This is a genomic window from Nitratireductor sp. GISD-1A_MAKvit (genome assembly GCF_040819555.1).
In the GTDB taxonomy this organism is placed as follows: Bacteria; Pseudomonadota; Alphaproteobacteria; order Rhizobiales; family Rhizobiaceae; genus Nitratireductor.
Genome location: NZ_CP161920.1, coordinates 2,064,719 through 2,085,616, shown reverse-complemented (window position 1 = coordinate 2,085,616; position 20,898 = coordinate 2,064,719). Strand labels below are relative to the sequence as shown.

At 58.4% G+C, this 20,898-nt stretch carries 16 protein-coding genes and 2 pseudogenes; 14 read left to right on the top strand and 4 right to left on the bottom strand.

The features are described from left to right. Positions 1–34: 34 nt before the first annotated feature. From AB2N04_RS11165 to AB2N04_RS11125, 9 genes are all read left to right on the top strand, one after another. Positions 35–238 carry a hypothetical protein gene (locus AB2N04_RS11165; protein WP_367714573.1) on the top strand — a complete coding sequence of 68 codons (204 nt, stop codon included), beginning with the start codon at positions 35–37 and terminating at the stop codon, positions 236–238. Positions 239–384: 146 nt separating this feature from the next. Beyond that, the gene (locus AB2N04_RS11160; RefSeq protein WP_367714572.1) at positions 385–870 is read left to right on the top strand and encodes a hypothetical protein; all 486 of its coding nucleotides are present in this window, start codon (positions 385–387) and stop codon (positions 868–870) included. Positions 871–1,348: 478 nt separating this feature from the next. Then, positions 1,349–3,163 carry a hypothetical protein gene (locus tag AB2N04_RS11155; RefSeq protein WP_367714571.1) on the top strand — a complete coding sequence of 605 codons (1,815 nt, stop codon included), beginning with the start codon at positions 1,349–1,351 and terminating at the stop codon, positions 3,161–3,163. Between the two features lie 166 nt (positions 3,164–3,329). Next, complete coding sequence (locus AB2N04_RS11150) at positions 3,330–5,300, top strand: type I secretion protein (protein ID WP_367714570.1); 1,971 nt, start codon at positions 3,330–3,332, stop codon at positions 5,298–5,300. A gap of 18 nt (positions 5,301–5,318) precedes the next feature. Then, positions 5,319–7,361, top strand: coding sequence for a type I secretion system permease/ATPase (locus AB2N04_RS11145; protein ID WP_367714569.1), 2,043 nt, complete (start codon positions 5,319–5,321; stop codon positions 7,359–7,361). Between the two features lie 10 nt (positions 7,362–7,371). Continuing rightward, complete coding sequence (locus AB2N04_RS11140) at positions 7,372–8,715, top strand: HlyD family type I secretion periplasmic adaptor subunit (protein WP_367714568.1); 1,344 nt, start codon at positions 7,372–7,374, stop codon at positions 8,713–8,715. A 94-nt stretch (positions 8,716–8,809) separates the two neighbouring features. Beyond that, positions 8,810–9,304 (top strand): hypothetical protein, encoded by a 495-nt coding sequence (locus tag AB2N04_RS11135; RefSeq protein WP_367714567.1) that lies wholly within the window; start codon positions 8,810–8,812, stop codon positions 9,302–9,304. 210 nt (positions 9,305–9,514) lie between these two features. Next, the gene (locus AB2N04_RS11130; protein WP_367714566.1) at positions 9,515–10,228 is read left to right on the top strand and encodes a methyltransferase, TIGR04325 family; all 714 of its coding nucleotides are present in this window, start codon (positions 9,515–9,517) and stop codon (positions 10,226–10,228) included. 128 nt (positions 10,229–10,356) lie between these two features. Then, positions 10,357–11,814, top strand: coding sequence for a TrkH family potassium uptake protein (locus tag AB2N04_RS11125; RefSeq protein ID WP_367714565.1), 1,458 nt, complete (start codon positions 10,357–10,359; stop codon positions 11,812–11,814). Between the two features lie 62 nt (positions 11,815–11,876). Here the strand turns inward: AB2N04_RS11125 and AB2N04_RS11120 are convergent, their stop codons facing one another. Both AB2N04_RS11120 and AB2N04_RS11115 read right to left on the bottom strand, forming a co-directional pair. Further along, positions 11,877–13,733: a murein L,D-transpeptidase gene (locus AB2N04_RS11120; protein WP_367714564.1), complete on the bottom strand. Its 1,857-nt coding sequence runs from the start codon at positions 13,731–13,733 to the stop codon at positions 11,877–11,879. Positions 13,734–13,954: 221 nt separating this feature from the next. Further along, positions 13,955–14,956, bottom strand: a complete 1,002-nt coding sequence (locus AB2N04_RS11115) for an alpha/beta fold hydrolase (protein WP_367714563.1) — start codon at positions 14,954–14,956, stop codon at positions 13,955–13,957. Here AB2N04_RS11115 and AB2N04_RS11110 point away from each other — a divergent pair. From AB2N04_RS11110 to AB2N04_RS11100, 3 genes and pseudogenes are all read left to right on the top strand, one after another. Then, the gene (locus AB2N04_RS11110) at positions 14,956–15,411 is read left to right on the top strand and encodes a MarR family winged helix-turn-helix transcriptional regulator (RefSeq protein WP_367714562.1); all 456 of its coding nucleotides are present in this window, start codon (positions 14,956–14,958) and stop codon (positions 15,409–15,411) included. The genes AB2N04_RS11115 and AB2N04_RS11110 overlap by 1 nt on opposite strands. Before the next feature lie 212 nt (positions 15,412–15,623). Beyond that, a pseudogene (locus tag AB2N04_RS11105) lies at positions 15,624–16,827 on the top strand (MFS transporter). 20 nt (positions 16,828–16,847) lie between these two features. Continuing rightward, on the top strand, positions 16,848–17,198 hold the full coding sequence (locus AB2N04_RS11100) for a VOC family protein (protein ID WP_367714561.1): 351 nt from the start codon (positions 16,848–16,850) through the stop codon (positions 17,196–17,198). Positions 17,199–17,207: 9 nt separating this feature from the next. Here the strand turns inward: AB2N04_RS11100 and AB2N04_RS11095 are convergent. Next, positions 17,208–17,833, bottom strand: a pseudogene (locus AB2N04_RS11095) (pyridoxamine 5'-phosphate oxidase family protein). Continuing rightward, positions 17,826–18,179: a gamma-butyrobetaine hydroxylase-like domain-containing protein gene (locus AB2N04_RS11090; RefSeq protein WP_367714560.1), complete on the bottom strand. Its 354-nt coding sequence runs from the start codon at positions 18,177–18,179 to the stop codon at positions 17,826–17,828. The pseudogene AB2N04_RS11095 and the gene AB2N04_RS11090 overlap by 8 nt, the downstream one beginning before the upstream one ends. A 149-nt stretch (positions 18,180–18,328) precedes the next feature. Between AB2N04_RS11090 and moaA the strand changes: the two genes are divergently transcribed. Then, positions 18,329–19,330, top strand: a complete 1,002-nt coding sequence (gene moaA, locus AB2N04_RS11085; protein WP_367714559.1) for a GTP 3',8-cyclase MoaA — start codon at positions 18,329–18,331, stop codon at positions 19,328–19,330. Positions 19,331–19,691: 361 nt separating this feature from the next. Continuing rightward, entirely contained in the window at positions 19,692–20,897 is a 1,206-nt protein-coding gene (locus tag AB2N04_RS11080; protein WP_367714558.1) for a multidrug effflux MFS transporter, read from the top strand. Position 20,898: the final 1 nt, after the last annotated feature.

Sequence of the window (20,898 nt, the reverse complement as noted above, 5' to 3'; positions counted from 1 at the left end):
AGTAGAGGAGATCAACCGGTGAAGGAGACGGGTCATGGGAACCCGCTACGAAATAATCCTGGAACCCACGGAACTGTGGACCGTCTGGGACAATCTCCTGGACGAACCAGCGACGATCGGCATGACCGTTGTGGCAGGTCTGAGCAAGGCCGAAGCCGAAGATGCCTGCTACGTTCTCAACGAGGTGGAAAAGCGTCGCCTCGCCCGGGAAGAGCGGAAAAAGGTCGCCAACTCCTAGCCCTCCTGAGATTACGGCTGCATTGGTCTGGTCGCCGCCCAGCCTCGGCGCAATTTCCGCGCTTCGATTTCGTAAATCCAATCTTTCCATCTCGCCCGGTTCGTCCTAAGCGACGGTAGAGCGAACCACAACCGGAGTGAGTCAGCATGAACCGAACCCTCGCCACCTTTCTGCTCATCGGCGTTCTGACAGGTCTGCTGGCTGCCCTGAGCCTGGCGCTCGAGATCAAGGGCTACGGTTTTGGTCGACTGGGCCTTCAACGTCTCGACGGGCTGGCAAACGCGACAACATTCATTCCGCTGGCAGCCCTTTATGCCTTTGCCGCCACACTGGTTGTGACAGCTCCCATAGGGGCCGCCGCATTCGCTCATGCGAATGGGACCACACCGATTCACACCACGGCTCTTACGCTTCTCGCGACGATCGCGGGCATTCAGATCGCGCGGTTCGGTTTTGGGAATGCAAATGCCCTCGGGGTGCTTCTGGACTGGCGGTTCGCCTTTGGCGCCGCGATCATTGCGGCCCACCTGTCGATCAACAAGCTGCGTCGCAACGCCCTCACCCGAACAGTCTCATTCATCGGCTTTACGGCTGCAGCGCTCGCATGCCTCTACTGGACGTTCCGCATTTAGGCCGAGCGGTACGCAGGCCCGTCGTTTCTCAAAGCTCTGAAGAGTGCACTCAATTCGCGTTTCTTTCCCGGTGAACTCGTCGCCAGACCATAAAGATAGCTGACCTCACTCTAATCCTTTTGGTCTGGGGGCTGAACCTATGGGCACGTCGCAACCGGCCCTGCTCCGCCGAATTTGCAGGTTTTTTGTTCGCCTCTCGACCGCGACAATCCCTTCTGTCGGATCGCTTTCGAATTCTCGTCGCGAAAACTGTCCAGGGGCGTGCGAACGCGGGGCGGTGGGGATTCGCGGCCCAGAACCCCGAGGGGCGTCCGAACAAGGGAGGAGTGCTTCAGCATCCATGCTTGAAAGGTTGCTCTGCACTTCAAAAGCGACCTGCGGGTCGCATCAAAGCAGGACCGTGTAGGCACAATATCACCTGAGAGATGAACAGTGATCGTGTCCACACGGTTCTCATTTTGAGGATGAGGACACGATCATGCCCAGGCAAAACGGAATCAACTTCTTCTTCCCGGGCTGGGGAGGACACAAGCACTGGCAAGACCAGGATCAGGACCAGCATCAACACCAGCACCAGGAGGAATGGCAAAAACAGCAGCAAACCCAGACAGCGGAGAACACCGCTGACAACAATGCTGACAATGATGCCAACAACACGTCCGACAACGACGCCAACAACACCAGCACCAATGCCGGTGACAACACAGCCACAAATCAGGCTCGGAACGGTGCGAACAACCAAGCGGACAATGCGGCAAACAATGCAGCCGACAATGCCGCGAACAACACTGCGCGCAACACGTCAAACAACAATGCGGAAAACACCGCCACGAACACCACGGACGTAACGACCGACGTCAATACGGTCGTTGAAACCTCCGTGAATGTCGGGCTCGATGGCTTCGTCCCAAGCGATGACGATTTCGCCGATGTTGACATTTATGGCAGCGGCTCGGTCGATGAGCTCTTCATCAACCGTGATGGCGAGATTTCCTACGACCCGGGCGACGACATGTCCTTTGAGGACATTCTCAACGGTTCGCTCAACGGTGGTGGCAATGACAACGCCTTCGTGCTGGGCCAGGTCAACGATCTCGTCGACAATGACACGCTTGAAAATCCGCGCGTCACAAACGATGCCGCCTTCAACCAGAACGGCAATGCACGTGCCGGCGATGCAAGCGCCGGGGATGGCATCGTTGCCGGCGGCGAAGGTGGCCGCGGTGGCGGTGAGGCCAATGCCGATGGTGGCGCAGGCGATCGCGGCTGGGCCGATGGCGGTCGTGCCGATGGCGGCAGAACCGACGAAACCAAGGCATTTGGCGGTGATGCGACCGCTGCGGCAGGCGGAGCCGGCGGCACAGCCACGGGCACTGGCTTTGGTCTTGGTGGTCTCGGCGTAGGCGTCGGCGTTGGCGGTGATGGCGGAACGGCCGGAGCCGGTGGCGCAGGCGGCGCCGGTGGTGCAGGTGGCGCTGGCGGTGCCGGCGGTGCGGGCTCTGGCGGCGCAGGCGGCACGGGTACCGGAGGCGCTGGCGGTCAGGGCGCCGGAGGCGCTGGTGGAATCGGCGGCAATGCCGGAGCCGGTGGCAACGCAGCAGCAGCAGCCGACGCTGCAGCAGATGCCGCAGCAGCTTCAGGCGGACTCGCCCTTGGCGGTGCCGCAGATGCAGCAGCCGCAGCGGACGCGGCGGCAGCAGCCGGTGGCGAAGGCGGAGCTGCCGGAGCCGGTGGCGCAGGCGGCACCGGAACGGGTGCAGCCGGTGGCGAAGGCTCAGGCGGCAATGGCGGCACCGGCACCGGCGGTGCAGGCGGCACGGGTGGCGCTGGCGGCCAGGGCGGCAATGGCGGCCTCGGCGGTGCGGCAGACGGCGGCGCCGGCTTCGGTCTCGGCTTTGGTGAAGGCACCGGGCTGGGCATCGGCGCAGCCATAGGCGGCAATGGCGGTGCCGGCGGCAGTGCCACAGGCGGTCGCGCCAATGCAGAAGGCGGAAACGCTGGTGATGCATGGGCCGGACCGGTTTCAGGCGGCAATGGCGGTGCTGGCGGAATGGGCGGCATTGCCACCACAGGTGCAGGCGGCGCAGGTGGCGCAGGCGGAATGTGGGGCTCCAACAATGGCGATGACGGATATGTAAACGGCATATCCGATGCAAGCGCAGACGCCCTCGTCGACACCAGTGCCTTCAACCAGCAGATCGTCATGGGTGCCAATGTTCTAGGCAACACCATCGATACCACCGTGGTCGGTGGGAATCTCAACAGCACGCTGGTTGGCGAAGACGACGCGTGAGTGCGAAACCTCCGGCGCCCTCTCCCCCTGGGCGCCGGAATCGGAGGTTTGCGCGATCACCTTTCGTCTCGAAACCGCAAACCTCCACACTGTCTTCGGCAGACTTGAAATGCGCCAGAAACACCATCGATCACTGCATACCCAATGAAGGTGAGACCCGATGCACATGGATCAAACGACCGAAGCGATCGCTCATTTCATCGGGCTTTTCTCTCAGGCGGTCGAAGATGCGAGGCTGAGGCTGGAATTTGAGGAGTTTCAGGCGCTTAAAGCCCAAATCCTGGAACAGAGCGATCTCCTCACCATTGCGATCAGTGTGCATAGTCCCTACTCATTCAAGGGGTTAAATCCTTCCGTCGAATACACTCCGCCTCCAGTCGAGCGCTTCCATGAAAAGGTGACGTTCCCCGTATGGCATGATCCCATTCCACTCAATCTTGAAGGTTTCAGCCCCGGCCGGCCCGTCCCTTCGATTGAGGAGGCTCGCGCGACACACAACCCGTACGAGGCCATCTCCGAATACGAGCCAATCGGATCTCTTGCTCTCTACCTGAAGCAACAGGCACGGCTGATGGACAACGACTATCTCAGCATCGGTGACCACGGGCTGTTGCTGCGCCCCATGGCCGATATGGGCCCAGCACTCGTCTCGCTTCTTGAGCAGGCCTCCCCGCTCCAGCCATTCGCAAATCTGAACGAACCGGGTTCCGTTGCCGAAATCGGCGACTTCATCAGTCAGGCGCCCCATATCGCCGATGCGTTTCTCGACAGCATCGCAGGCAGTGATGCCGTGTTCTTCATGCGCAGCGAGACGATCGAGGGAGGGTTTGTCAACGGCACGCAATCCGATGCGCTGCCAGCGCTGGAAGATCATCTTCCCGAACGACACGAATCAACAGAGCCTGATGATCAAGACCAGACCGTGACCGACTTTTCGGACACCGCAACGATGACGATCGGACTCGGCGCCAATCTGCTCGTCAATGAAGCCGTTCTCATCAACGACTGGTATGCCGCGCCGGTTCTTGCAGTGGCAGGCGATTATGCAAGTTTCAATCTTGTCAGCCAGTCGAATGTGTGGAGCGACAACGACCATACCAGTCAAAGCCTGTCTGGATGGGACACGCTGGACCAAACACCAACCCAGGCCTTCAACGTCGCCAGTTTCCGCACCGTCGAAAATCCGGCGCCCACGGGCGCGCAAACCGAACCCGATGCCCCCACCTTCCCCTCCTACTGGCAGGTTTCCCGGATCGACGGCGACTTCATGCTGATCAACTGGATCAAGCAGGTCAGCTTCGTTGAAGATCAAGACATCACGATCATGTCGGCCGCCGGCGGCGGCACGGAGATCATTCTTGGCGACAACAGTGTGATGAACGCCACGTCGCTGGCAACGCTTGGATATTACTACGACCTCATCATCGTTGGCGGAAACGTTTACAACGCCAACATCATCAGCCAGACGAACGTTCTTCTGGATGATGATCTGGTGGGTTCTGTTGCTGGCTTTGAAACCCACGGCGACGCTTCGATTTCAACCAACGGCAACCTGCTTTGGAACGAAGCGTCGATAACCCAATACGGAACCATTTCCTTCGAGGCACTTCCGTCGGCCTTTCTGGGAGCAGTCAATGACCTCTCCGAGGGGACTGGAGCCGCACCTCGGGACGTACTGACAGGACCTGATTTTGCCGGGCTTACACATCTGAAAGTGCTCTATATCTCCGGCGATCTGGTCGATCTTCAGTATCTCAGCCAGATCAATGTGCTTGGGGATGCCGACCAGGTGGCGCTCGCCAGAGACCAGTCAGAAGCTCATGCGGATGCGAGCTGGAGCCTCTCGACGGGCGCCAACGCGCTCATCAACTATGCCGCGATCATCGATGGCGGTGTCAATACGACAGTCTATGCAGGCGGTTCGACCTATTCGGACGAACTGCTGATCCAGGCCGAGCTCATTGCCAGCGAAAGCGATCTCTATACGCAGAGTGCGGATGCGCTGGTGAATGAAGCGGTGGCATTTCTGAGCGAAGACATGATCGCACCACGCGAAGGAGGACATGACCTGAACACGCTCGACACACCAACGCCTGAACCCGCTTCGGCGGATGTCATGCAGACGATGCTTGGGTGAAGCGGATTGGGGGATCCAATGCCAGACGAAAGGAGCAGGCGTCCAGCATATGTGAATGATGCGTCATCATGTCTGCAGGATACGCCCGGCACGTCGAAAAACGCCGCCAGAAAGCGCTCTGTCGATGAGGAGATTTCGCGTATCTTCGAAGAAGTCGATTGCCGCGCCGGCCTGCGTGCGGCAACTCCTGAAACGCCTGAGGCCAAAAGGCAGACATCACAGTCCGACCACCCCGCCCCCTCGCCCCAAAGCGCGCCACCATCCTCTGGCAGCAATGATCGCCAGCGCGAAAAGGCATCCGGTGGTGGAACGGGCGGAACGTTTCACCGGCGGCTTGGTCCCGTGGACTTCTCCAACAGTCTCTCGGCCGGCCTTGCGGCGGTGCGCGGGAACATGCTGATGGTGCTGCTTTTCACGAATGCCAGCAACATTCTCGTTCTCGCGATCCCTGTCTATCTGTTCCAGATATCCGACCGCGTTCTCACAAGCCGGTCCACCGACACGCTGATCATGCTGACGATCGTCATCGTGGGAGCAGTCGTCCTCCAGGCGGTTTTCGATGCCATCCGACGCTTTATCCTCATGCGCACGGCGGTTGAGATCGCCGCTCAACTTGGAGCCCCGATCCTGAGCGCAGCGGCACGTGCTTCGCTGCACGGAACCGGGCGCGAATACCAGACCCTGGGCGACCTCCAGCAATTGCGCTCATTCCTTGTCTCCGGCACGTTGATCTCGTTTCTGGACATTCCTTTCGCGCCAATCTTCATACTGGCCGTATTTCTTGTTCATCCGCATCTGGGGAGCATTGTGGTGCTTTCATCACTGCTCCTGATGCTGGTGGCGTTCATCAATCAACGCGCGACTGCAGCCCCGTTCGGTGAGGCGAACGTCTTTCAAAGCAGGGCAAACCTGCATCTGGATTCCATGGCGCGGAATTCACAGATCATCAACGCACTTGCCATGATACCCGAGGCGGTCAAGATCTGGGGGCAGGACACGGCCGGATCCCTGAAGGCGCAGGTCAAGGCGCAGGATCGTAACATCGTCTCGGCTGCAACCTCTCGTGCCGTGCGTCTTCTCACACAGGTGGCTCTGCTCGGCTGGGGAGCCAATCTGGCGATCCAGGGTTACATTACCGGTGGCATGGTCATCGCGGCTTCCATCATCGCCGGCCGGGCGCTGGCGCCGATCGAAGGATCGATCGAAGGCTGGAACCAGTACATCCTGTCGCGCGGCGCCTACAAACGCATCAGCACGCTGCTTCGCTCCTCACCGCTGAACCTGGAACGACTGGTTCTGCCCAAACCGGAAGGCCGCCTCGACGTGGAGCGCGTGCTTTATGTCCCGCAAGGGACAAAACGTGTCGTTCTCAACGGTATCAATTTTTCTCTGCGACCCGGGGACTCCCTGGCGGTTATCGGCAATTCGGGCGCGGGCAAGACGACACTTGGAAAGATGCTGGTGGGCTCCATCCTGCCCACATCGGGCAGCGTTCGTCTCGACCTGATGGATCTGCGCAACTGGGACCAGCGCCAGTTCGGCGACAACATCGGTTATCTGCCGCAGGACGTTCAGCTCTTTCCCGGCACCATCAAGGCAAACATTGCCCGCATGCGCGATGACGTTGAAGACAGCGACATCTATCAGGCGGCCATACTCGCCGATGTGCACGAGATGATCGCCACTTTTCCGCAGGGGTATGAGACCATTGTTGCAGCAGATGGCTCTCCTCTCTCAGGCGGGCAGAAACAGCGCATTGCGCTCGCGCGCGCCTTCTTCGGCAATCCGCGCATGATCGTGCTGGATGAACCGAACTCCAATCTCGACAGTGCCGGGGACGCAGCGCTCGCACGGGCGCTGAAACATGCCAAGGAACACAGGATCACCGTCGTGGTGATCACCCAGCGCCCTTCCCTGCTGCAATACGTGGACAAGATCCTGCTGATGACCAATGGAACCATATCCATGTTTGGCCGGCGCCAGGATGTTCTGCAGGCGCTCGTTGCCCATCAGTCCGGCCAGCTAGGCACTCCCTCCCAACCAGCAGCAACGTCCGTTTGACAGGTGTGTCATGAGTTCAGCCAACATCGCCAAACTGCAGGACATGGACTGGTACGCACAGGTGCCGCGTTCCATCCGGAAACAGTCGATCGCGGGTATCATTCTGCTTGTTCTGTGTTTTGGGGGCTTTGGGGTCTGGGCCGGTTTTGCTCCCCTTGCTGCCGCAGTGATCGCTCAGGGCAGCTTTGTGGCAACCGGTCAGAACAAGATCGTTCAGCACCTCGAAGGCGGGGTCATTAAAGAGATACTCGTTTCAGAGGGAGACCATGTGACTGTCGGACAGCCTTTGCTACAGCTCGACGAGACATCCGCTCTTGCCAATGAGCGACAGCTTTTCCTCAGGCGCGCGCGGCTGCTTGCCATCGTTGCCAGGCTCAGTGCCGAATATCAGGGAAAAGAAAGGATCGAATTCCCCTCCGAACTAAGCGAACGAATGTCCGATCCCGAGATCGCAGAAATTCTGGGCAGCCAGAATCTCAATTTCGAATCGTCGCAATTGAAGCTGAACAGCGAGCTCGAACTACTGAACAACAACATCGCTGCCCTTGAGATACGCAGTCGGGGATATGAAGCTCAGCACAGCTCCATCACAAGGCAGCTCGCATTTCTGCAGGAAGAGCATTCGGGAAAGCAGCGGCTCTTCGAACTGGGTTTGATGCGAAAACCCGAAATTTCGGCGATCAGAAGAGCCATGGCCGAGGCAGAAGGACAAATCGGTCGCCTTGCGGCAGAAATCGATGAAACGAAGGCGCAGGTCAAGCGCTATCGTCAGCAGGCGGAGCAGACGCAGGCCGCCTATCGGCAGGCAGCGCTCGATGAACTGCAGAACATCGAGTCGGAGCTCGACAGCGTAAGAGAGCAGTCCCGCGCGGCCGAAAACGTGCTCCGGCGCGCCACCATCAACGCCCCGGTTTCCGGCACTGTCGTGCGGCTTTATTATCACACGTCCGGAGGCGTGATCGAAAGCGGCAAGAGCATAGCCGAAATCCTGCCATCCGATGTGCCACTGATCATCGAGACGCAAATCCCCCGCACGAAGATCGACAGCGTTCGGGACGGACAGGAAGCCACCGTTCGCCTGACAGCCCTGAACCAGCGCACGACGCCGGTTCTGACAGGCAGGGTGTTTTACGTCTCCGCAGATGCACTCCGTGATCAGTCGACCAATGAGCCACGGGAAATCTATCTCGCCCGCATCCGTCTTTCACCCAGCGAACTGGCGCGGGTACCGGGATTTCTTCCAACGCCCGGGATGCCTGCCGAAGTGCTCATTCAAACGGCGGAGCGCACGTTCTTCGAGTACCTCTCGAAACCGATCGTTGACAGCATGAACCGGGCCTTCCGCGAAGACTGAGACGGCACAACCCTGCTCAATGGACGCTGCGGAGCCGAGGTGTTACCGTGAGTGGCGTTGGACCTGATGGTGTGTGTAAACGGGCAATCCTGCAATGAAGGAAGCCACCCCGCGTTTTCGGGAAGTTCTGACCCTCTTGGGACAGTTGAACTACACGTGGACCAACACGGAAAGCCTCCTCATCCATTTGATAGCGGGGCTTGCCCGGGTCGATATGGAAACAGCGACTGTCATCTTTCTCACACTGAACACCTCACGTGCCCGTGTCGATCTGGTTGAACGGCTGGCCAAACTGGATCGAACGGCAGCAACCGTGCGTCAGGAGGTTTTGAGCGTGACCCGCCGAATGATGAGCGAGGCCAAGCTGCGCAACAAATACAATCACTGCATCTATTCTTTTGACGATACGGGGGAGAATGTTTCCACCCTCCTGATGCGGATATCCGACACGGGTGACCGCCTGAAATACGGCAGGGTCGACATGATCGACGAAACGGAAATCGAAAAGATCACCGGCTCCATCAATCGGCTGATCGAAACCAACAAGCGCATCTGGGAAATCGCCAGAAAGCATGATTTCCCGCTATGAAGCGACACAGCTAGCCCATTTGAGGCATGTCTCATCACTTTTGCTGAATCGGTCCTGCACCACGACCGACCTAGGGTCGGCTCTTGAACAATCGTGTTTGCGACCAGGCCCGGGCAGTTCCCCATGTCGACCGTTATGCTCAGACAGACGATCAAGCAGTCAGGAAGAGCAGCCGCTCGCCCCCTCAAAGCGGCGCTGGGCAGACTTAGGATGATGACCGGTCGTCCCGTACGGTTTCAGGGTGCATTCGCCACCTATCAGCAAGCACTTGAGGCCGCAAAACGAAGGGGTATGGCCGGTTATGATCACGAGGGGGTGGCGGATGTCGCTTTCGATGTCATGTGCCAACTGGTACCCTGGGACTACCCGGTCCTGTTCTGGATCAGCAGGTTGCAAAGCGAGATCGGTTCGGTGCTTGATGCTGGTGGGCATATGGGTACGAAATACCGGGCCTTCCGCAGGATCTATCCACCCACCGATCAGCTGCACTGGACCGTCTACGACCTACCCGCAATCGTAAGAATAGGCGAAAAGCGGGCTCTCGCCGAAGGGCTTGGTGCGCTCTCCTTCACAAGCCATCTCGACAAAGGGCGGTCATACGACCTCTTTTTGGGGTCCGGCCTGCTGCAGTATCTCGACGTTCCATTGCCAGACCTGATTGCAAGGCTGGAGACACCGCCAAGGCATCTCATTCTGAACAAGGTTGCGCTACGCGAAGGCAGGACCATTGTTACCCTGGAGCGGATCGGCCCAGCCCTGGTGCCATACCAGATGCGCAACGAGAGCGCCTTCCTCTCGATGATTTCCGCCATGGGATACGAAATTCGGGACCGGTGGAAAATACCCTCACTTTCCCACGCGATAGACACCCATCCCGAGCACGGAATGAGCGAGAGCGCCGGGTTTTATTGCAAACTACGGTAACGATCCGATACCGGCCGGAATCGTGCGCCAGCCATGCTCCTGGCGCATGCCCACCTGATCATTAATGCGCTTTTCTTCACAGACTTTCTGGACTACCAACACTCGCGACACATTTCGAGGTTTGGAAAGTGCAACCTTCGACAATCAGAACGGCAGCATATCCTGCAGCCGTTTTTGCAGTCTATGTCGCGGCCTCGATGCTCTTGCCTGCGGCTGTCGACCTCTACTACAGCAATGAAGACTGGCAGGTATTCGTGGTCTGCGCATTCGCGACCGGCGCGATAGCCCTGACAATTGCCGCGGCAACACGCGCGCCCCTCAGCCATCATGGCTCCACGCAATCCACCTTTCTCGTGGTCGTGGTTCTGTGGCTGATGCTCGGCTTTGTTGGCGCCCTGCCCTTTTACAACTCATCATTAAAGCTCGATCTGGCAGAGGCCGTGTTCGAATCGGTTTCAGCCATCACCACCACCGGCTCCACGGTGATATCCGGACTGGACAATCTGCCCCCCGGACTGCTGCTGTGGCGATCGATTTTGCAATGGATCGGAGGCATCGGCGTGGTCGCCCTTGGCCTCTTTCTTCTGCCTCTTCTTAAGGTGGGCGGATTTTCCTATTTCCGGATAGAATCCTCCGACATCGAGAACAGACCCTACGAACGTTTCATAAGTTTTCTGATCGCACTCGTCGGGGTTTATGTCATGATGACAGCGCTTTGTGCGCTGGCCTATGCAGCAGCAGGCATGAGCAAGTTCGACGCTCTCAATCACGCAATGACCACCATTGCAACGGGCGGTTTCTCCACCCACGATGCTTCGTTTGGTTTCTTTGAAGGCAACGCTCTCCTGTGGATCGGCACCTTCTTCATGCTTCTGGGCGCGCTGCCGTTTTCCATCCTCGTCCTGTTTTTTGTGCGAGGGCGTCTCGATGCCTTGCGGGATCCCCAGATCCGGCTCTTCCTGGGATATGTCACCGCATTCGTTGTCGTTCTTGCCGTTCAACGCCGCATCGTTACCGGAGAACCGTTTGACGACATCATCGCGTCAACCGCGTTCAACTTCACATCCATTATCACCACCACGGGCTTTGCCAGCGAAGATTACACATCGTGGGGGCCATTCGCGGTGACGCTGGCTTTCTTCGCCACTTTTCTGGGTGGCTGTTCCGGCTCGACATCTGGTGGTGTGAAAGCGTATCGCTTCCTCATACTTGGAGCGATGCTGCGCAACGGCCTGCGCCTGCTCATTCATCCGCACTCCATCCGGGCACTGCATTATGGCAACCGTGTCGTCGATGACCAGATGCAGCGTTCGGTGGTGCTTTTCGTGGTGGCTTTCTTAGGATCCTGGGTGTTTTCGACCGTACTTTTATCGGCAAGCGGGCTCGATTTCCTGACCTCGATGACGGGCGCGCTGACTGCGCTCACGAATGTGGGACCGGGACTGGGAACGACCATTGGTCCGGCAGGCAATTTCCAGCCGCTGAGCGATTTTGCCAAGTGGGTTCTTTCAGGCACCATGCTGCTCGGTCGGCTGGAGATCCTGGCCGTGATCGTTCTCTTTCTTCCAACATTCTGGCGCAACTGAACCGGCCGGTCAGGTCGCCCCGATCCCGGCAGGGCGCGCGCCGGAATGGCAGCACCGCCAGGTCAACTGCTGGGAGAACGTAGGTCGGCGGTCTTCTCGAGAGCGGTCTTCAAGCGTTGATCACGCCCATAGATATCGCCATGGAAGGCGACCTCCCCGTCCACCTCGGGCCAGGCGGTGAAGTAGCCGACATAGACAGGAATCCTGCGCTCGACCTTCCGCCGCGTCGGACGGCTGCGATCACCTTTCTCGATGAGACCTGCGACCTGCTCAACAGAGATATCCAGCACTGCGGCAGCCATGGCCCGCGGATCAGCCAGCCGAACACAGCCATGGCTGAAAGCCCGCGTGTCGCGCTGGAACAGGCTCTTGGACGGAGTGTCATGCATATAGATCGCATGCCTGTTGGGAAACAGGATCTTCAGCTCACCGAGCGCATTTCTGGGCCCGGGTTTCTGTCGAACGCTGTAAGGAACATTCCTTCCATATTGCCCCCAGTTCACGGCAGAGGACGAAATCCTCCGCCCCTTGCTGTTGATGACCTCGTATCCATTGCGATCCAGATAGCTGGGATCGCGCCAGAGTTTCGGCAGCATCTCGTTGACGATAATGGACCGGGGCACCCCCCAATATGGGTTGAATTCCACCGTTTCCAGCTCATCATAGAAAAAACTGGTCTGATTGGCATTGCGCCCAACCACCGTCCGCATGGAGATACGGTGTTCGCCCCTGTCAAAAAAATCGACATTGAAGGACGCGGCATTGATGACGACACGGGTATCGCCGAGATCCGAAGGATGCCAGCGCAGCCGCTCCAGCGAATAAACAACCTTTTCGATGCGATCCGCTTTTGACACACCTGCAATCGCCGCGACTGTGCGCGGGCCGACGATACCGTCCGGTGTCAAGTCATGCTTTCTCTGCACGGCCTCGATAACCGGAACAAGGGCACTGGAGTAAACCTCGCTCCCAGCATGCTCCGTCAGCGTCGTTCCATGCTGGGCCAGAAAGGTTTCCTCTGCGTCGCGTTCAATGATTTTCAGAAGTTTGGCAAACTCTGGTGAGGCGCCGCCGGGACGCACAAAGGTTTTGGGATCGACCACGATCTCACGTTCGACGGAGCCACGCAGCGCCTCCAGTTCCGCGCGGAGCTGGCGGTACATGTCGTTCTGAGGATGCAGGCCTTTGAGATAAAGCGCCGGTTCGTCCATGTTGGCCATGAACGCCACGCTTTGCTGCAGGTTCATCGGCTTTTTGGGAAAGTCGTGATAGCCGGAAAGTTTGTTCGGATCGACCCGCCCTGCAAAAGCATCACGCGCATAACGCAATGCACGCGCAGTCAGGGTCATTTCAAAACGGATGAGTTCAGCTTGTCGCTCGGCGATCCTGTCGTAGGAAAAATCAGGGCCCGGTACCCCGACCGTGTAATCGGCTTCGTTCAGGCCATGCCTTCCGGCCTCGGCGAGTTCGCGCAGGACACTCCTGGCCCGGTCGTTAACCTGATAACCGGTCACCCAGATGAAATCGGGGTTGCGCGAATAGAACTCGACGACCGCATCGGCGATATCGTTTTCCGCATAAAGCTCCACCTCCTCAAGACTGGGAAGAGCCTCTCGAAAGGACACCCCCTCCAGGGCCGGCGAAAATGCGTCCTCTCGCTTAGGGGGCTTGATCTGTGCAAAGGCGACGCGCGTGAGCCGAGCGGGGCTGTAGTTGTAGTAGGATGGAGCCGAGATCTTGGGAGCGGCCCTGCGTTTCACCGGTTTTCGTGTGACCGGCTTTGATGCAGCAGGAGGAGGCGTTGCCACCCGCTCTTTCTTGCGAATACCACCACCGAACAGCATATCGAAAAGATTGTCGGCCTGCGCATTCGCTGTGCCCGTGGCACCAACAATCATGGCAACGGCCGCACTGAGCAACCAATTCTTCCGTTTCGACTTCAACCTCATCGATCACCCCACCCCGGCCGGAGTCGTTTTCCGGAGGATGACATGCCCTGCTCGCAAAGATCACGAGAATGGATCACGCCCGTTATCGTGCTTGAGCCAGCACGCACCCCCAGCTTGAATCGCAACCAGAATAACAGTTATCATTCGCAAGGTCGCCTCGTGATCGATAAAATTGTCGCGAATTCCAAAACTCAGTTTGCCATTGGTAAACGTTCCTCCGCGCGCCCTCCAGTCCGTTCCGGGATTTTTCTCTCGCGCCTGGATTCAATGAAAGCGGCAACACATTCAGCAACTTGTGGAGCGGCGAGAATTCGACGATGGCCAAGACCCCGCGCCCACACCAGGGAAACATGCCCACCTGCACGCCCCAGAGCCCGGGCATCCTGAGGGGAAACCTCCCTGTCGTCGGGCGCATGAACCACCAACGTAGGAATATCCAGTTCGCGCAACTGGTTTGCCCCAACGAATCGCGTCAAAGGCTGTCCGGCAATCTCTTCAGCATGCCTTTCCAGAAGCCCCTGCGTTTTCTCTAAAAGCCCGATGAAACGACCGAACCGGGAAAAGAGCTCCGGCAACGCATTGGGCGACGCAATCATCACCATGCGCCGCACCGGCACTGGCGGAATACCGGATATCGCCCCCGAAACCGCATTTAAAGCAACCGCGCCACCGAAAGAGTGTCCGACCATCGCATCGAACGGACCAAGCCACTGCGCCGTGGCGTGAACTGCAGCAACCGCGCTGGCAATGTCCAGCACCCGCCCCTCCGATGCGCCGTGACCGGGCAGATCGAGCGATACCACGCGAAACCCGCGCTGCAACAATGCGCCCGCGAGGCCCCGCATGTGCTCGGTGCGCGAGCCCCAACCATGTATGAGGAGAACGGTCGGGCCGTCGCGTCTCGCTCCCCATTTGCAGAATTCATAGGCAACGAAGCGGCCCCTCGAGCTCGCAAGCCGATGAATGCGCGCCTCTTGCATGAAGTCTTGAGCGAAAGCGACCGCCCGTTTCTCTCCGTCGGTCATCCGGCCAGGGTGCGGCGTTCGACGAAACAGATCGAATGCGATGCGCCCGGCCAGACTTGGCGCTACATGTTGGAGTATGCCAAAAAGGATCTTGACGCTTCTCAGCACAAAACGATTCATGATCGGAATCCAGATAATGTTCAAGCATGAACAAAAATAGTTCAACAATGAACAAATCACAAGAGTTCCCCTGGGATAATCCGCGCTTTCGCACGTGGATCGCCGTAGCGCGTGCAGAAAAGGCCATAGTGCGCGCGCTCGGCAAGGCTCTTGACCCTCTGGGGCTCAAGATTGCGCAGCTCGACATGCTCATGAACCTCTACCGGCACCCGGGGCAGTCACAGCATGACCTCGCCCGCCGTCTTCTGGTTGGGCGCTCCAACATCACCATGCTCCTGCCCCAGCTCGAAACGCAGGGGCTGGTCAAGCGCGAGAACGACAGCAATGATCGGCGCGTGTTGCGCCTCTATCTGACGCCCACGGGAGAGCAACGGCTGATGGAGGCACTAGCAGTCTACACCCGCCTGATTGATCGGGTGATGGCACAATCAACACCGGCTCAATGCGAAGCGATGGGTGAACAGATGCGCCGCATCAGCGAAGCGCTGGCGCAAGAGGACTGACAGCCTCTTACTGGCCGTCAGGGCTCTCAGCCTCCCCCAAAAAGAAACCACGCCGAACCGCTGGCGCAAACCCATTGCGACCGGTTGGTTCTGTTTGCCAAATTCACTTGGCCCAACCACACAAAGGTGGGCCAATCGGCTAAACAAGGTCATCTGCAAGAGCATGTTTATCGGATTCCGCTTTCCAGGCGGCAATCCCAACGGAGCCGATCTTGACCGACACAACCGCCAGCCAGGGCTCATCCCCGGCCGAAGAAACCGCTTTCGCCATCCTGCTTGCCGTCAGCTTCTGCCACATGCTCAACGACATCATGCAGTCGATGCTCGCGGCGATATACCCGATGCTCAAACGCGACTACGGTCTGGATTTCTGGCAAATCGGCCTGCTCACCATGGCGTTTCAGGTGACTGCCTCGCTTCTGCAACCGGCAATTGGCCTGACCACCGATAAAAGGCCCATGCCCTATTCCCTGCCGGTCGGGATGGGATCCACCTTCATCGGGCTGCTGCTTCTGGCCTGGGCAGCGAATTACACCCTGCTTCTGATTGGCGCCATGTTTGTCGGACTTGGCTCGGCAATCTTCCACCCGGAATCCTCGCGGGTGGCACGCCTTGCTTCAGGCGGACGGTACGGGCTCGCCCAGGCCGTTTTTCAGGTCGGCGGCAATGCTGGCAGTGCAATAGGCCCGTTGCTGGCGGCCTTCATCATCGTACCAAGAGGTCAGGGAAGCGTGGCATGGTTTTCGCTCGCCGCCCTGCTGGGGCTGATCGTTCTCTGGCGCGTCAGCACCTGGTATGCGCAATACTGTCAGAACACCGCATCACGAAGCACGACGCAAAGACCGATCGCCTTGCCCAGAGGCAAGATTGCAGTCTCGCTGGCGGTCCTGGTGGCGCTCGTGTTCGCCAAGAACGTCTATATGGCTGGCATATCCAGCTATTACACATTTTTCCTTATGGAGAAGTTTGGCGTCACCGTTCAGCAATCTCAGATCATGCTGTTCGTTTTCCTTGGCGCTGTTGCGGCGGGAACGATACTGGGTGGACTGGTGGGCGACCGGATCGGCGCCAAGACAGTGATCTGGTTTTCGATCCTGGGTGTGTTGCCATTCACTCTCATGTTGCCATATGCGAACCTGTTCTGGACACCTGTTCTGACCGTGATCATAGGCATGATCCTTGCTTCGGCATTTCCGCAGATCGTGGTATTTGCACAGGAACTGCTGCCAGGGCCGCGTGGGCATGGTGGCGGGCATGTTCTTCGGATTTGCCTTTGGTCTGGGCGGGATAGGAGCTGCGGTTCTGGGCGTCATCGCCGACAGCAAAGGCATCGAATATGTTTACCGAATGTGCTCGTACCTTCCACTACTGGGGCTCTTGACCGTGTTTCTGCCAAACCTCAGGAAAACCGGCTAACGCAGGAGACAGGCACACGCATGGCGGTCACCCGTATCGTAAGCAACATTGCCACTGACAGGTTCGATGAAGCGAAGCGCTTCTATGTGGAAACGCTTGGTCTGGATGTGCTGATGGACCTTGGCTGGATTGCAACATTCGGGACCAGACAACAGATGAGCGTCCAGTTGAGTTTCATGCAGGAAGGTGGCTCGGGAACGGAGGTTCCCGATCTGTCAATAGAGGTGGATGATCTCGACGAAACACTGCATCGCGTCAAATCTGCCGGTTATCCGATCGAGTACGGTCCGGCCGACGAGCCGTGGGGCGTTCGACGTTTTTACACGCGCGACCCTTTCGGCAAACTCGTCAACATTCTGGTGCACCGTTAGGACGAACGCTCACCACATGGTCTGCTGCGCACGATCCGGCCAATCCCTGTCGTAGGTTTCACCGTCGAACGAACCTTTGCTCGTGGCCTGTAGAATTTGCCCGGCCGTGGGAAGCTCTTCGACGCCAGTGTGTGCTTCACGGTCCCACAGCTTCGAGCGAACGATCGCCCGGGCGCACTGGAAGTAGACCTCCTCCACCGACAGAACGATGACACAGCGTGGCTGTGCCGCATCAACCGCAAAGGATGAGCACAGCTCCGGGTCGACCGAAAGCCTGGCCTGGCCGTTCACGCGCAAAGTGATTCCTGCCCTGGAATCAGGAACAGAAAAGCCACGCGCGGGTCTTGCACGATGTTGCGAAGGGAATCCGCCCGGTTGTTGCCGCGCCGATCCGGCATGAGCAGCGTGGTGTCGTCATGTATGCGAACGAAACCCGGCCTGTCACCCCGCGGGGAACAGTCCACCCCCTCCGGCCCGTTCGAAGCCAGCGCAACAAAGGGAGATGCATTGATGAGTTGGGCGTATTCCGGAATGATCCGATGTGTGACCTTGGTCAGGGATGCGGGAGCCGGCGGGCCATAAAGCGCTTCGAGCTGCTCGATCGACGAGATAAAATGATCATTCGCTTCAGGCATCGCGGCTCAGTCCTTGTGCGTCCAGCTCATCAAGATATTTCTGCCACCGCGAGGCTTTCTCGGTGACAAGTTCATGCAGATATCTCCAAGTGTAGATACCGCTTTGATGCGCATCGCTGAACACGATACGAACGGCATAGTTGCCGACTGGCTCGACGCGGTCGATGGTAACGTGCCGCTTGCCTGGTACGGTTATGCGCTGCTCGGGAGAATGCCCCTGGACTTCAGCGGAAGGCGAAAGGACACGCAACATCTCTGCCGTCAACTCCACCGGCTCGCCCTGTGCAAAGGAAACCGTCATGAGCGAACGGTCCTGAGAAACGCGCAATTCCCTTGGAGCCTTCATTCTTCACCACCTCTCGCCCGAAGACCTACCTGGCTTTGGCTCAACTGAAAAGCCCGAAGCACCGATTGCCCGCAACATTGGGGCAATGCTAATGTCGGGCAAAGAGATCACAATCGAGTAACGCACCACGCCAGCGGAAGCGAGCCCCCATGCAGAGCACCATGATCGATCCTTTCGGCCGCGCCATCGACTATCTGCGCGTTTCGGTCACCGATCGTTGCGATTTCAGGTGCGTGTACTGCATGGCGGAAGATATGACGTTTCTTCCCAAACGGGACCTTCTGAGCCTTGAGGAACTCGACCGACTCTGCACGGTTTTCATCGAGAAAGGTGTGCGACGACTTCGCCTCACGGGCGGTGAGCCGCTTGTGCGCAAAAACATCATGCATCTGATACGCCAACTCTCCCGGCATCTGCGATCTGGCGCACTGGAAGAGCTGACCCTGACAAGCAACGGCTCTCAGCTTGAGCGCTTCGCCTCGGAGCTTGCCGATTGCGGCGTGCGACGCATCAACATATCCGTGGATACCCTGAACGCGGACAAGTTCCACGCCATCACGCGCTGGGGACGGCTTGAAAAAGTCATGCGCGGCATTGAGGCTGCAGAAGCGGCAGGTCTCAAGATCAAGCTCAACACGGTGGCGCTCAAAGGGTTCAACGAAGACGAAATCCCCGAAATGCTGCGCTGGGCACATGGCCGGGGCATGGATATGACTGTCATCGAAACCATGCCCATGGGCGAGATCGACGGCGACCGAACCGACCAGTACCTGCCGCTCTCTCTCCTGCGCGCACAACTTTCCAGACAGTTCACGCTGACCGATATTCCTTACAAGACAGGCGGGCCGGCGCGATATGTCGACGTGGCCGAGACGGGCGGACGGCTTGGGTTCATCACTCCGATGACGCATAATTTCTGTGAAAGCTGCAACCGTGTGCGCATCACCTGTACGGGCATGCTTTACATGTGTCTCGGGCAGGACGACTCCGCCGACCTTCGGGCTGCACTGCGGGAATCGGAGGGCAATGACGCCCTTTCGAACGCGATCGACAACGCCATTGCGCGCAAGCCCAAGGGACATGACTTCGTCATCGATCGCAGAACCAACCGCCCCTCGGTCTCCCGGCATATGAGTGTGACAGGCGGCTGACTCTGGGCCAGCGCAATCTTCAACAGGGTCAATTGCCAATTCCGTAAGGTATCCTTAGCTTAATCGGATATGGGGAATCGTTTCAGTCGTTTCCCGTTGTAACCCCGGTCTGGGAACCCGCGTCTGCGGAAGCTGCTTGTTGTCTACAGATGCCTGCATCACGAGGTGGTTGTGTCGTTTTTGCCGAATGCGCACGGCGCACTTTTCATGACGGTCGCCTCGGCAGGTCCCCCCTTCAGTGACGGGCTGACCGAACGCCCACACCACACGGCGCGCATGGCACACTGCATGCGCCTCCCCTGCCGCCGCGAGCGAGCCGAGCCCCGGCAGGCTATCGTTCATCCCGGAAAATCAGGTTGATATGGCAAAGTCTCTGGTCCGCACCGATACGCCCCCTCATATAGTCACGCTGGTGATTGCCACTGCCACTGCCGCCGTGTCTATGAATGTGTTCCTGCCTTCATTGCCCGGCATGGCAGACTATTTCCAGGCGGACTACGGCATCGTCCAGCTGGCTGTATCACTGTATCTCGCGGCCACGGCCATTCTCCAGCTCGGTATCGGGCCAGCATCGGATCGCTTTGGCCGACGTCCCGTCATGCTCACATGTTTCGTGATTTTCATCCTCGCGACGATTGCCGCACTCATGGCGCCCAGCATCACGGTTTTTCTGGCCTGCCGCGTCATGCAGGCGTTTTCAGCTGCCGGCATGGTGCTATCCCGCGCGATCGTGCGCGACACGGTGGGGCCCAGTGAGGCGGCCAGCCGCATCGGCTACATCACGATGGGCATGACGCTGGCCCCAATGATCGGTCCGCTCATCGGTGGGTTTCTCGATGAGCTTTACGGCTGGAAGGCAACGTTCTACCTGATACTGGGCTTTGGCCTCATGTCTTTTGTCATCGTGTATCTGGACCTGGGGGAGACCAACCACAGCCGCTCGACCAGCATGACGGCACAGGTCAAGAACTATCCCGAACTTTTCAGATCAAGACGTTTCTGGGGTTACACCGCAACAGCAGCCATGGCATCGGGTGCGTTTTTTGCCTTTCTCGGTGGCGGTCCCTTTGTAGCGACCGAAATCCTCCACCTGACACCGTCTCAGTACGGGATGTATTTCATTCTTATCTCGGTGGGATACATGATCGGCAATTTCCTCTCGGGTCGCTTCTCGAAGCGCTTGGGGATCAACCCGATGATGCTGGCGGGAAACATATGCGCTTCGCTCGGACTCCTGCTTTCACTGCTTCTGTTTTCTGCCGGCGTATTTCACCCCATGTCCCTTTTCGGACCCTCCTTTTTCGTCGGCATTGGAAACGGCATGACCATGCCCAACGCAAATGCAGGCCTTGTCAGCGTTCGACCGCACCTGGCCGGAACCGCATCCGGCCTTGGAGGTGCTCTGCAGATCGGCGGAGGGGCAGCTCTCTCGGTCATTGCCGGAGCGTTGTTGTCACAGGAAACCGGCCCGTTTCCGCTCGTCTGGGTCATGCTTGCGTCTTCCACCATGGCCATCGTCGCTTCGCTCTATGTGATCTATGTTGCAAGGCAGGCTGGAGATATCTGAG